General features: G+C 62.1%; 10 protein-coding genes. 5 read left to right on the top strand and 5 right to left on the bottom strand.

Annotated elements, in window-relative coordinates:
• Nucleotides 1-39: 39 nt before the first annotated feature.
• From EGM87_RS17320 to EGM87_RS17310, 3 genes are all read right to left on the bottom strand, one after another.
• On the bottom strand, nucleotides 40-594 hold the full coding sequence (locus EGM87_RS17320; protein ID WP_253719096.1) for an SOS response-associated peptidase family protein: 555 nt from the start codon (nucleotides 592-594) through the stop codon (nucleotides 40-42).
• Nucleotides 595-758: 164 nt separating this feature from the next.
• Complete coding sequence (locus EGM87_RS17315; RefSeq protein ID WP_137709469.1) at nucleotides 759-1,259, bottom strand: RES family NAD+ phosphorylase; 501 nt, start codon at nucleotides 1,257-1,259, stop codon at nucleotides 759-761.
• An 8-nt stretch (nucleotides 1,260-1,267) separates the two neighbouring features.
• Complete coding sequence (locus tag EGM87_RS17310; protein WP_137709470.1) at nucleotides 1,268-1,618, bottom strand: MbcA/ParS/Xre antitoxin family protein; 351 nt, start codon at nucleotides 1,616-1,618, stop codon at nucleotides 1,268-1,270.
• Between the two features lie 223 nt (nucleotides 1,619-1,841).
• Between EGM87_RS17310 and EGM87_RS17305 the strand changes: the two genes are divergently transcribed.
• The 5 genes from EGM87_RS17305 (at nucleotide 1,842) to EGM87_RS17285 (ending at nucleotide 8,748) form a co-directional block, all read left to right on the top strand.
• On the top strand, nucleotides 1,842-2,459 hold the full coding sequence (locus EGM87_RS17305) for an SOS response-associated peptidase (protein WP_137709471.1): 618 nt from the start codon (nucleotides 1,842-1,844) through the stop codon (nucleotides 2,457-2,459).
• A complete protein-coding gene (locus EGM87_RS17300) occupies nucleotides 2,459-2,881 on the top strand; it encodes a DUF1810 domain-containing protein (RefSeq protein ID WP_137709472.1) in 423 nt (140 codons plus the stop codon). The genes EGM87_RS17305 and EGM87_RS17300 overlap by 1 nt, the downstream gene beginning before the upstream one ends.
• A 101-nt stretch (nucleotides 2,882-2,982) precedes the next feature.
• The gene (locus tag EGM87_RS17295; protein WP_137709473.1) at nucleotides 2,983-3,759 is read left to right on the top strand and encodes an ImuA family protein; all 777 of its coding nucleotides are present in this window, start codon (nucleotides 2,983-2,985) and stop codon (nucleotides 3,757-3,759) included.
• Nucleotides 3,677-5,488 carry a DUF6504 family protein gene (locus EGM87_RS17290; RefSeq protein WP_137709474.1) on the top strand — a complete coding sequence of 604 codons (1,812 nt, stop codon included), beginning with the start codon at nucleotides 3,677-3,679 and terminating at the stop codon, nucleotides 5,486-5,488. The genes EGM87_RS17295 and EGM87_RS17290 overlap by 83 nt, the downstream gene beginning before the upstream one ends.
• Complete coding sequence (locus EGM87_RS17285) at nucleotides 5,488-8,748, top strand: error-prone DNA polymerase (protein WP_137709475.1); 3,261 nt, start codon at nucleotides 5,488-5,490, stop codon at nucleotides 8,746-8,748. Before EGM87_RS17290 ends, EGM87_RS17285 begins: the two co-directional genes overlap by 1 nt.
• Before the next feature lie 142 nt (nucleotides 8,749-8,890).
• Here the strand turns inward: EGM87_RS17285 and EGM87_RS17280 are convergent, their stop codons facing one another.
• Together EGM87_RS17280 and EGM87_RS17275 are read right to left on the bottom strand one after the other, a co-directional pair.
• Entirely contained in the window at nucleotides 8,891-10,594 is a 1,704-nt protein-coding gene (locus EGM87_RS17280; protein WP_137709476.1) for a hypothetical protein, read from the bottom strand.
• 536 nt (nucleotides 10,595-11,130) lie between these two features.
• The gene (locus tag EGM87_RS17275) at nucleotides 11,131-13,167 is read right to left on the bottom strand and encodes a hypothetical protein (RefSeq protein ID WP_253719095.1); all 2,037 of its coding nucleotides are present in this window, start codon (nucleotides 13,165-13,167) and stop codon (nucleotides 11,131-11,133) included.
• Nucleotides 13,168-13,282 lie beyond the last annotated feature (115 nt).

Here is a 13,282-nt window from a genome sequence, read left to right as displayed (position 1 = left end):
CGAAGGTATGCGCGAACGGATTCACCGCCCCGCTCTTGCTCAAAACGCCAGACTGGTCTGCACAGGCTTGGTCAGGATCTCCTCGACCGAAAACAGATGCGCAGGCGGGGTTACCAGCAGATCCGTTTCGGGTACCTGGCAATCCAGCCACTTCATGACCTGCCAGCGCTGGATGATGGCCCCGTGACGCTCCTGGTAGCGCATCACCTCTGGGTTCGCGTCAACGGTGATAATGCGATAGGAGACTGGCCAGTCGCCCATGGCGGGCTCCCAAATGGCGGCGAGATAGAAGAAATTGCCGTCTTCCATGGTCACCCGGAATTTCTTCTCGCCATTGCGGATGTGAAATTCCGAAGCCGGCACCAGGCAGCGATTGCTCGGGAATGATCGCCCTTCAGATCGCATGAACTCGTAGCGCACCCCATCGCTAAAGCGCGGGTCTGACCCCCAGGCTGCCTCGATCATCTCGATCTCTTCTACGTCATTCGGGTTACGCCGGATGATCGCACGGCGACTTCCGAGCGCGTCGGCATCGAACGGGGTTGATTTCGAGTCCATTGATGAGAACATATAGGGAACAATCAGCAGGGTCAAGCCCTCCGGCGAAGGGAGTCGATGAGCCGGTAGAGTGACCGGCTGCGAGGTTAGGGGCTGATCAACGATCCCCGCGTAGCGTATTCCGCCAATATGGCTGCGTTGTTGGCAGGCCTTTCGCAGCAGCTTGGCAGGAAACGGCGCTGACCCGCCCCACCCAAGATTCAGATATTACTCAGGCGTCCATCATCATCGATGAGCGTGAGTTTAAACGGGTGTCTATCACTCCACTTCCAGAGCACGAGGTTGATATCCTCATCGGTGGCGCCGCGAGCGAAGCTGCGAACGAGCAAGCCGTTGAAGCCGTCGGAGATGAGGCTTTCAGCGAAGATCTGGGTATGCGCTTTCCCGGCCTTCTTCATCTGATCGCGCCAGGCCGGCTCGCCTAAGCTGGTTGGGATCATCCCGTACTTTCCGAGTTCAGCAGCATCACGACCGTCGAAGACATTCGCGATATCTGCATCGTAGGAGACGATCGTCGTCGGTTGGAGATCTCCGACCTGGTTTGCCTCTCTAATTGCCGTCTGCAATGAAGTTGCGAGGTAGAGAGTGGCTGTTCCTTTGGGATTGAAACGGCCGCCATATAGGGCAGCACCCCGGCCTGAAAGTGGCTCGCGCGCATAGATTGGGTTCAGCGCCCGGTAGAGTTTGCCCTGGTAGCGCATGAACGCAGTCAGGCGTAAATGCCTGCGTCGACAGCGTCGATATATTCCAGCACCTCGCTCGCCCTGCCATCCTGCACGAGTTGCATGGCCGTCTGGCCGGAGAATCCCGGCAGTGGCTCCGACCTGTACCAGGCATAGGCGATGAGAGGGGATCCGAAGCGCGGGCTGGTTTTGGTGATCACCTCGATCATTTCCCTCAGGCGGCGCTGCGTTTTATCGGAACGCAAGCGCTCTTTGCGCTGTACAGCGTCACGACCCAGGCCGGCCGATCGAGCAACCTCCTCGCTGGTCGTCCGGAATGCTGCCGCGATCTTACTCGGAGCAAAAAGTCCGTGATCGGCATATTCTAGCAGGCCCATAACACTTCCTAACGCAATCATTTTGACGCAATATAGCGTCACAATGTGCGACATACAAGCTGGGGTAGGCGCTGACATTCTGCTCGACCGCCCAAAGACGATGTCATATTTCCGTGGCGAACAGTCGGACTGGTCGCGCGTTAACCTACCAGCATGCGCCGAATCTCCAATTAGCTCCGTTTTGCCGGATGGCAGGGGCAAGCGCGGCCAAGAAGGAGGAGCGATGTGCAACGATTATAGGCTGGAGGTCGACATCGCCTCGATCGCCGAGGATTTTGAAGATCTCAAAATCAAGATCAAGATGCCGGAGGGTAAGCCCAATGTGCCCGCGCGTGAGGACATCAAGATGACCGACATGGCGCCGATCGTTCGGTCGGTGGAGGGCGAGCGGAGCACAGGGGAGCTGGTCAACCGACGATGGAGCTGGCCGGGCACGAAGGGCAAACCAGTCTATAATTTCCGCTCCGAGGGGCGCGAGTTCACCTCTCACCGCTGCCTGATTCTGGCCGATGGCTTCTACGAGTTTACAGATCCCGCCGATCCCAAGCAGAAGCGGCTCGACAAATGGCTCTTCACCATGGCAGATCATCGCTGGTTCTGCATTGCAGGCATATGGCGTGAGAGCCCGCTGGGCGAAGCCTTCACTATGCTCACCATGGACGCAGGACCGGACGTGGCTCCCTACCATCATAGGCAGATCATCCCCCTTACCCGCGAGCAGTGGGTTGACTGGCTTGATCCAACCGTACCCGCCGGCCAAGTGCTGCGCTGGCTGCCGCAAGACAGCTTGCCCGTCACCCAGGTCTACGGCTCGCCGCCAGCGCAGGGAGCGCTGCTCTAATGACCACCGATGCCACCCTCGCCCGCTTCGTCGAGGCGCAGGAAAATAGCTACGCCACCGCATTGGCGGAGATCCGGGCTGGAGCAAAGCGCTCGCACTGGATGTGGTACATTCTCCCGCAGCTGCGCGGCTTGGGGCAAAGTCCGACCGCCCATTATTATGGCATCGCGTCGATCGACGAAGCCCGCGCCTATCTCGAGCACGACCTGCTTGGTCCGCGCTATCGGGAGTGCGTAGACGCACTACAGCAGCTGGGCACCTGTGATCCCGTCGCCGTGTTCAGTAGCATCGATGCCATGAAGCTGCGTTCATCGCTAACCCTGTTCGAGGCGGCGGAGCCATGTCCGTTGTTCGCGGGCGCGCTGGACCGCTGGTTCGGCGGAGAGCGCGACCCAGTGACCCTGCAAATGCTTGCGGACTGATCCATCTGAAGACGGGCGAAGGAAAAATTACGATTCATCCCGCTTGACGAATCTCCCTGCCGAACGGAACATAAAGGGAACATCTGAGTCGATATGTTCCCATGGTCTGCCCCGCTTCTACGTTTGACCGGCCTCGCGCCACTCCTCTTGCCGCCCTACTGGCGGACCTCACGCAGGCGCGCGCCGCGCGGGGGCCTGCCCTGCCCTTCGGCATCGACGCGATTGACCAGCGCCTAGCCGATCGTGGGTTGGACGGCAGCGCATTACACGAGATTGCCGCCGCGTCTGCGACGCTTAGCGATGACGCTGCCGCAACGTTGTTCGCGGCCGGCATTGCCGCCCGCTTTGCAGCGCAGCCCGGATTTACCGTATTTTGGGCGCTCACAAAGTTCGACCTCTATGCGCCGGGGCTGGAGCAGGTAGGGCTAAGACCGGAGCGGGTTCTCTATGCGCAGGGCACGAGCGACAGCGCCGTCCTCGCCATGAGCGAGGATGCTCTCCGCGACGGCTCGCTTGCCTGCGTCATTGCGGAGGTCAAATCAGCTGATCAGACGGCGACCCGTCGGCTGCAGCTCGCTGCCTCTGACGGCAAGACGCCAATCCTCCTCTACCGCCGCCACCGGTCGCGCGCCCGTTGTCCGCTGAGCGGACTTTCGTCGGCCATGACCCGCTGGCGAATCGGCTGCGTGCCCTCGACGCGTCTTCCCCATCCCGGGGTCGGACGCGCGCGCTGGTCCGTCGAGCTCGTCCGTCAGCGAAACGGCAATCCCTTCTCCCTCGAACTGGACGCGTGCGATGATCAGGGTCGCCTCGCTCTACCTGCCGCAGCTTCCCATAGAGCGTCTGCGGCGGCTGGAGCGGCCAGCCAAGCGGCCTGAGCCCGCTGGCCCGTCGTTCGCTGCGCGTTTTGCAGGACCGATCGACGACAATCCAGGAGCCTGTTCGGTGCCGCGCGGCGGTGGCTGGCGGCCCGGTGCGCGCTGGGCGCGGGAAGGTGCCCAGCGCCCAAGCCAGAGCGAGATCGACGCCTTGCCTGCGCACCAGCGGCCGACCATGCGCGAGATGGGCCGCCGCAGCGAGTCGGCGGAGCATCTTTTCAAAGCCATGCCGACGGACGAAGGCGGCGCCAGCATCCGGCCTGCTTCCGCTCCCACATGGAAGACGCTGTGGGGGCAGCCCATGATTCTCATCACCCGGACAGGGCAGCGTGAGATGGTGACCGCCGCCTGCCCGGTGGCACTTGAGCTTGGCCTGCGTCCCGGCATGGCGGCTGCCCACGCTCGCGCGCTGGTGACCGACCTCGATGTGCGTGACGCCGATCCCGAGGCCGATCGTGCCTGGCTAGATCGGCTGGCGCTCCATGCCGTCGGACATTGGACGCCGACCGCCTGCCCGTCGGGCGTGGACGGGCTATGGCTGGATCTCACCGGCACCACCCACCTCTTCGGAGGCGAGGCGCGCTTCTGCCGACGGCTGCAGCGCTTCCTCGAGCGGCTGGGCTTTACCGCCAGCATCGCCATTGCCGGCACACCGGGCGCCGCCTATGCGCTGGCGCGCTATGGCGGCGAAGCCATCACCCTGCTGCCACCCGGCACCGAGACGCAGGCGATCGCGGATCTGCCACTCGCAGCTCTGCGGCTCGAACCCGAGGCACTGATGTCGGCGGCGCGCTTCGGCCTTGAACGGATCGCCGATCTATATCCCATGCCGCGCGGCCCCTTGGCCCGCCGCTTGGGGCTAACGACCGTCCGTCGATTGGACCAAGCGCGTGGACTGGTCGCCGAGCCGATCGTCCCGGTCGTGCCCTTCGAGCCACCACGGGCGGAGCGACGGCTGCTCGAACCCATCGGCACCGCCGAGGCCATCACCCAGGTCATCGGTGATCTGGTCAACGATCTGGTGGTGGTGCTGCAGGAGCGCGGCATGGGCCTGCGCGCTGCCCATCTTACCTGCATGATTGTCGATGGTACCGAGCAGCATGTCGCGATTGGCACCGCCCGCGCCACACGCGATGCCCGGCATTTAAAGCGCATGCTCAACATGCGGATCGAGCGAATCGACCCTGGGCTTGGTATCGAGGCGATGATGCTCGTCGCGCCGCGGGTTGAGGAACTTCGGGCACAGACGCTGGAGGCGGGCCTTGGCACAAGTGACCGCCCACACGACATCGCCCCGCTCATCGATCAGCTCGCCGGTCGGATCGAACCTGACGCGCCGTTCCGCCTTTCCTCCCACGAGAGTGATGTGCCCGAACGCGCAGTCCGGCGGGTCGAGGCTCTGGCAAAGTCCGTGGGCTGGCCGAGTTGGAAGCGCCCCGTGCGGATGCTCAGAAGGCCCGAGCTTCTCTCCCATGTCGTGGCGCTGCTCCCCGATCACCCGCCCCGCCGCTTCACCTGGCGTCGGACCGACTATCGCGTGATCGCAGGCGATGGCCCCGAGCGCATCCATGGCGAGTGGTGGCGGAGCGCCCGCGAGATGTGGGCGGTGCGGGACTATTTCCGGGTCGAGGCAACCGGCGGTGAGCGTTTCTGGCTGTTCCGCCGTGGTGATGGCGTCGATGAGCAGACCGGCAATCTGAGCTGGTACATGCACGGGATCTTCGGCTGATGACCCGCTATGTCGAGCTACAGGTGACGAGCCATTTCTCCTTCCTTCGCGGCGCCTCCTCGCCGGAGCAGCTCTTCTCCGCCGCTGCCTTGCTGGGCCATAGGGCGCTCGGGCTTGCGGACTGGGGAAGCGTCGCAGGCGTGGTGCGTGGCTGGGAAGCGCAGAAAGCCACCCAGGTCCGGATGATCCCTGGCACTCGCGTCGATCTGACCGATGGTCGGGCCTTACTGCTCTATCCGACAGACCGCTCAGCGTGGAGCAGGCTGACGCGCATGCTCTCCGTCGGCAAAGCGCGGGGCGGCAAGGGCTGCTGCTTGCTCCACTGGGCCGATGTCGCGAACCATGCCGAGGGCTTGATCGCCATTCTGGTGCCGGACCTGCCTGACAGCGCGTCGCTCGCCAACCTCTCGGATCTACGGAACGCCTTCGGCCGCCGCGCCTATATGGCGCTGTCGCTGCGCCGGCGTCCTGACGATCTCGCCCGCCTGCACGCCCTCGATGCCATGGCGCGGCGGGCAGGCGTGCGCAGCGTCGCCACGGGCGACATTCTCTATCACACGCCCGAAGCCCGGCCGCTCCAGGATGTCATGACCGCGATCCGCGAGAAGACCAGCATCGATGGCCTCGGCTTCAAGCGCGAACGCTATATGGACCGCAACCTCAAATCGCCTCAGGAACTGGAGCGGCGCTTCTCGGCCTTTCCTGACGCGATCCAGGCCAGCGCCGATATCGCCGCTGAGTGCCGATTCGATCTTGGCGAGATCCAGTATCAATATCCCTATGAGCAGGTGATGGAGGGGCGCACCGCGCAGCAGGCCTTGGCGGCGCTCACCGATGCAGCGGCCAAGCGGATGTTTCCGGGCGGCCTGCCCAAAGCTTATCGCGACCAGATTGAACATGAGCTGCGCCTGATCGACCAGCTTTGCTATGCGCCCTATTTCCTGACCGTCAATGCGATCGTGGCGGAGAGCCGGCGGCGCGGCATTCTGTGTCAGGGGCGCGGGTCAGCGGCGAACAGCTGCGTCTGCTTCATGCTCGGCATCACCTCGATCGATCCGATCCAGCATGAGCTACTGTTCGAGCGCTTCGTCTCGGGCGAGCGCAAGGAGCCGCCCGATATCGACGTCGACTTCGAGCACGAGCGGCGCGAAGAGATTATCCAGTGGATCTATGAGACCTATGGCCGCACGCGCTCGGCGCTGACCGCCGTGGTTACCCGCTACCGCACCCGTGGCGCAGTGGCCGAGGTCGGGAAGGCCTTGGGACTGCCCCGTGATCTCACCAAGATGCTGACCGGGCTGGTTTGGGGCTGGTCCATGGACGGGATCACGGACGAGCAGATCGAGAGCCTCAACCTCAATGCCGACGATCATCGCCTCAAGCTGACGCTGGAACTGTCACGCCAGCTGATCGGCACTCCGCGGCATCTGTCCCAGCATCCCGGCGGGTTCGTGCTGACCCAAGACCGGCTCGACGATCTGGTGCCGATCGAGCCCGCACGCATGGAGGACCGACAGATCATCGAGTGGGACAAGGATGATATCGATGCGCTGAAGTTCATGAAGGTCGATGTGCTGGGCCTTGGCATGCTCGGCTGCATGAACCGCGCCTTTAACCTGCTGGAGGAGCATAAGGGGATCAGGGTCGGCATGGCCGACCTCCAGAATGATGACCCCGACGTCTATGCCATGATCCAGCGCGCCGACACGCTGGGCGTATTCCAGATCGAGAGCCGGGCGCAAATGTCGATGCTGCCCCGGATCAAGCCGAAGGAATTCTACGATCTGGTGATCGAGGTGGCGATCGTCCGCCCAGGACCCATTCAGGGCGACATGGTCCATCCGTACCTCAGGCGGCGGGAAGGGAAGGAAAAGCCGGAATACCCCAAGCCCGAACTCCGTGCCGTGCTCGAAAAGACGCTGGGCGTGCCGCTGTTCCAGGAGCAAGCGATGAAGGTGGCGATTGTCGGCGCGGGGTTCACCCCCGCCGAGGCCGACCAGCTGCGCCGCGCCATGGCGACGTTCAAGCTGACCGGCGGGGTCAGCCATTTCTACGACAAGCTGGTGAACGGCATGGTGTCCCGCGGCTATCCCAAGGACTTTGCCGAGCGCACCTTCAAGCAGATCGAGGGGTTCGGCAGCTATGGCTTCCCCGAAAGCCATGCGGCGAGCTTCGCCAAGATCGCCTATGCTTCTTGCTGGATGAAGCATCATCATCCCGACGTCTTCTGCGCCGCGCTGCTGAACGCCCAGCCCATGGGCTTCTATGCGCCGGCACAGATTGTGCGGGATGCCAGGCAGCATGGCGTCGAGGTGCGGCCAGTCTCGATCAATCACAGCTATTGGGACTGTACGCTCGAGCCGGCGCGAGGCCGCTACAAAGCGGTGCGGCTGGGATTTCGACAGGTGCGTGGGTTGGCCAACATCCACGGCGCGGCGATTGTCGGTGCCCGAGGCCACGCTCCGTTCGAGAGCGTCGAGGAGGTCTGGCGCCGGGCCGGGGTGCCGCGCGCCGCGATCGAGCGGCTGGCGGAGGCCGATGCCTTTGCCTGCATTGCGCAGGATCGGCGGCAGGGCCTCTGGAAGGTCAAGGGCTTGGGCGAAGCGCCGCTGCCGCTCTTTGCCGCCGTTGACCAGCGAGAGGGCAAGTTCTCGCCGGAAGGCCTTGAGGCCCCTGTCGTGCTACAGCCGATGAGCGAGGGCCGTGAGGTCGTGGAGGATTATCGCTCGCTCCAGCTGTCGCTGCGCGATCATCCGCTGAGCTTCCTTCGGCCACAGCTTCTCGCCATGAACATCGTGCGCTGCGCGGATCTTCGATCGATCCGCGATGGGCGCAACATCGAGGTAGCCGGCGTCATCCTCGTGCGACAGCGGCCGGGATCGGCGAAGGGGGTGTTGTTCGTCACCATCGAGGACGAAACCGGCGTTGCAAACGGCATTCTCTGGCCGACCAAATTCGAGATCTATCGACGGCAGGTCATGTCGGCATCCCTGATCGCCATGCGGGGACGGCTGCAGAAGGAGGGCGAGGTCATCCACATCATCTGTGATCGGATCACCGATCATGATGACATGCTGCGATCAATCGGGCGACCTGAGTTCAAGGTCGTGCGGGGCCGAGGCGACGGCACATGCCATGGCGGCGGTCCTGACCCGCGCGATCCGGCGTTCCCGAGCGGTCGCACTTTGTCGTCACCGCCGTTCAAGACCACTGCCGAGCCGGAGCAGGTGCTGCCTATCCGCAGCCATGATTTCCACTGATTGGCCGCTGAACGTGTGGCATCGGCCACAGGGCATATTCCGCCCGTCGAAGCCGAGCCCAACTTCATGCATCCGATGAGGTCCTCGGTATAGTCGCATGGCTCAAATGGAATCGTCTCCGGAAAACCCGGGACGGCCAACGTTAGACGCCCAGTGCGCTGAGCACCGTGTCGCCGATCCCCTTGAGACCGCGGCCCCACAGACCACCCTTACCCATTCCTGCCGCGCGCTGCTCGTAAAGGTAAAAGCCCGTGCCGTGGAAACGATCGTTGAAGAGGCTCGCCTCCCCGCGCAAATAGGGCAAGAACGAAGCTGAGCGCGCTGCGCCATAGGCTAGCCCTGCATCGAAGCCGAGTGTCAGCCGCTTGTTGATCATGCGGCCGCGTGCAGCATCCTCGACTTGCACGCCACTTTGCCCCTGGACGATCAGCGTGCAAGGGCCGTGGAATACCACGTAACGGAACTGCGCGGTGATCCACGAGATCAGCCAGCGGACGCGCCACGGGCGCGTGATGACGAGCCGTCGACCGCGTGGCTTCACCAAGCCCAGAAGCGCGCGTGGTTGCAGGACGATTGCTCCGTCCTCTGGGACTGTGATGAGGGCCAACCGATGGTTCTCATCGGTCCCGGTGACGACGATATGATCGGGCCGATCGCTGCGCAGCCGCTGGAGATTGAAAAGTCCGGCAGCGAAGCAGGTCAATGGCATACGACAATCCAGCAGATATTGATCGCTCCCGCGGATATCCACTGAGCTGCTCTGTAGCCCGGATCGCAGCAACAGCTCGCTGTCGCAGTCTATCGCTACGTCGACGCTTTTGCCCGACGCGGTTGCGACAAGCGGCTGTCCGCCATTGCGCAGGCGCACCGGGCTCGCACGAGCGGCGAAGGGCGCAATGACGAGGAAAGCGAACAGCTTGTGCAGGATAGGAACCAGCACCGCCCCGAGCAAGATCCAGAAGGCCGTCCCACTATAGCGCTGGAACGCGTCCGTGACGCGATTCCAAGTGTAGTCGCCAGCCTGTCTCGACTGACGGTTCACCTCCGCCGCGTAGGCATCAGTGGCACTTCTAGCAATGGCGGCACCGTCGGCGAACTGCTCCCGGCGGAGCGCAAGTTCCCGCATTGCAGCCTTACGGTCGCGCAAGTCTTGCGCATCCTGCTCCAACTGCAGCCGCTCGACCGTCAACGCGGCGTCGCGCTTCTTGACTTCCCTGACGAGACCGCAACCGAACGGCAAATCGACGCTGCGGCAAACCCGGGCGCGCAATTGAGCGTCTGCCTGCCGCTGCAAGGCATTTCGTTCGCCTGCACGTTTGTTGAAAGCTGCAATCTTCGCGGCGTGCAGTGCGTGGGCCTGGCGAAGCGAGCTGATTTGCGCTTGGCGCGTTCTAACGTTGCGGAAATTTTCCCTGCGTATCTCGATCAGCTGCGAAGCGCGCTTGAGCAGCGGCAACTCAATATATTTCGCATGGTAGCTCGCGACGATTTGATCTGCTTGACCCTTAAAAATGGCGATCTTCGGGTTTATCAGCACACGCCGGTTCGCGTCCTCCGTCCGTTGGGCGATGTCGCGTTCAGCCGTGGCGAGCCTTGCGTCGCTTGCCCGCTTTAGTGATGCGATCTCGGCGTCTGCAGCGTGTATTGCGTCGTGCGCCGCCTTGTCGAAATTCGGAAGGTCGGTCTCCAGTTCCCTCGCAAGCTGCTTGGCCCTGACTGCTTCCGCTTTCCAATCGGACAGCTTTGCCGGTAACTCGTTCGCCAGCGCGAGCACTATGACAATGCCGACGAACGAGAGTAACAACCACCCGGATTTACTCGCGATCATGCGGAATATCGTCAGCACGCGGCCCCCATTTTAGCGTTTGGTCGAAGCTCTACATTTCCCCCTAAGTTCAAGTCAAACCGATCTGCCGATAGAGCGATGAGGCATTCGACTTATCGTGCCGACCTCGCACTGAAGGCGATCAATTGCCCGCTCGCCGTCGCCAAACGGTCGTCCCTGACCTGCCAGCGGGCGAATGCCCGGTTCGGAGACGGGTTGCAGGGAAAGACGCTCACACGGTGTCGCATCAGCGGTGAGAAACAGAAGCCTTCTACGTGCTTGCGTCGCTGGTGTCGGCTATGCACCCTTAATCAAAGCGACAAAGTGGAATGAACCCGGCTTCCTCACTGACATAAGCCCCTGGGATACTGACTTGCGGCCTCCCGCCTGCGGACAGGATGATAGGCGGTCAAGGCGGATTGCGAAGCACGATGTCAATATCGCGTTCTTCCTATCCGAATCGGTTGAATTGCGAGCAGTTTCCCTCCGCGACCCGAAGGCTTGGCTTATCCAAGTTCTTCCACTGGGGCCGGCTGAGCCGGCCCCACTTTTTCACATCAAGCAGCTTCCCATACCCGGTTCAAGATCTTAGCGGCCATCGCCGCTTTGTCCTGCGGAAGGAACCGTCCATAATGCTTGGCGACCATCTCCGGCGTGTCCTGGATGGCATAGCTTGCCTGTTCATAGGAGCCGGTGTGCTTGAGGATGTGGGTGGCCAGAACGTCTCGTACATTGTGCGGTCCATGCGGCAGCAATCCCTTGATCGCACCTCTCCCGGTATAAGGATTGAAGACACCATAGCGTTGGATCACGAGCCTCCACGCCTCATAAAATGTATTCTGATTATATGACGCATCCCGGCTGGTCTTCTTCACCGTCTTGACGAAGAAGGTGCCAGGATCCTCCGCACCGTTGAGCAGGGCAAGGCGATGCCCCTCGATGTATGCGCTGATATAGTCATAGAGACCGCCGAGATCGGGCAGGACCAGCCGAAAAGGCTTACCAGCGAAGAAGGATGAATGGGCATTCTTGAACGCGACAGCAGGCACAAAAACTTCCCAACCATGGTCGCGCTCGCTCCAGCGAATTTCACCGCGCTTCAGAGCCTCGAGCTGCCGTTCTGAACGCGGCAGATGCCCTCGCGGGCAGACCATCAGCTGCCGCAAGTTTTTCTGTCGCAATCCAAGATGTAGGCCCAGACGAATGATGAGGTAGGAGCGAGCCACTTCCGCGGCCGCACGCGGAAACCGCCGCGCGTCTGGGCGAAGCTTCAGAATTTCATCGGCAATCTTCAGATACTCCGCCACCGGGCTGGAGGCCTCAAGGATCGGCAATATCGGCTCGAACGGGTCACGATGGATCCGCGCTACCCGTTCGACTTCCTTCACACGTGCGCCAGCATGCGCATGGAGAAAATCGCAAGCGCCCTGCCAATCGGCACGCGCAGCTGCGACTTCCTCAGCGGATATGAGCCCTTCAACCGGAACAAGACGTGAAGCAAGTTCTGGATGCTGCCGCAGCCAGCCAGTCTCCGAACGGACTAACGCCATCGCATTGCGCAGCATGTCGCATTCCCAGCGAGTGAAGAAGCCGCGCCGCCGCTCACGCCACTGGACATACCAGTCCCAAACGCGCGGAAAGATCAGCATGGCGAACGAGATGTCCTTTACCGGCACGCCATGGCCATGAACGGCCCCCGACGGTGAAGCCGCCAAGGCGCCGAACATGAGGCCGAAATGCTCGATCTTCTGGGCCGTCGTTTCCTCGTTCCAGACGCCGATGCGCTGGAAGCCGATGTCGGTGAGGGTGGCGGTCTTGAAGCGGACAAGCTCGGTCAGCTCCGACACCAGACGAGGCGGCGCATCCACCACGCCGATATGGTCAGCTTGGTCATCGAGATTGCAAAGCTCATCGCTCGCAATCGACGCGCTCATCTGCTTGCCTGTCAGAGAAGGAAACCGGATCGCGTAGCGCAGCTTCATGGCTTGAGCCTGAAAGCGGCGATATTCGGTGGCGCCGGAGATCACGACGTTCTGAACCCAATCCAGGATCTCCTTTTGTTCCCTGAGCGGCCTTGAGTTAAAATCATCGGGCAGGTGCCAAGCCAGCCGCCGCTGCTCTGCTCTCGGCAGCCCCTTCACCAATAGACCCGAGGCCGCACGCGCGGGATTTGGCAGCTTCGATTTGAAGTAACCCAAGGGCAAATCATAGCGCCGCTCAATTCGCGTCAGCAGTTCAAGGCTGGTCGCGCTTTGCGGGGTCCGACGTCCCTCGACCCACGATTGCAGGGTCGCGCGATCGAACTTCTCCCCGGCTTGGATGATGGATCGGTGGAGTTGGTAATAGCTCTCGGAAAAGCGCCCCAGATGGAGGACGAGCGCTTCGCGAAAAGAGGGGGGATCCACCCAATCTGTGAACTTTGGAACCGGGCATTCTACGATCGGCAAAGCCTTGCGACCCCTCTTCGATGAGGCAGATTGATCCCCGTCGCCGTTGCTCCGGCGTGTTGTTCTTAGCATCTTTGAGATTTCCAAATTTTGATGGTCATTATCCAGCTTGGGCTGGCAACGCCCGAGATGCAGGCGCAGAGGCATGACGGCAAAGCTTCGCCTTCAACGTACCCCGAATTGATGAAGGCAAATTCCGCGACCGTGGTCGATCACGCCCTGACAGACGTCAATACGTTCAATCTGCGCTGGACCTTACCTC

The sequence above is a fragment of the Sphingobium sp. RSMS genome (assembly GCF_005406185.4).
GTDB lineage: Bacteria > Pseudomonadota > Alphaproteobacteria > Sphingomonadales > Sphingomonadaceae > Sphingobium > Sphingobium fuliginis.
The sequence above is the reverse complement of the archived record's forward strand: the minus strand, read 5'-3'. Positions and strand labels throughout refer to the sequence as shown.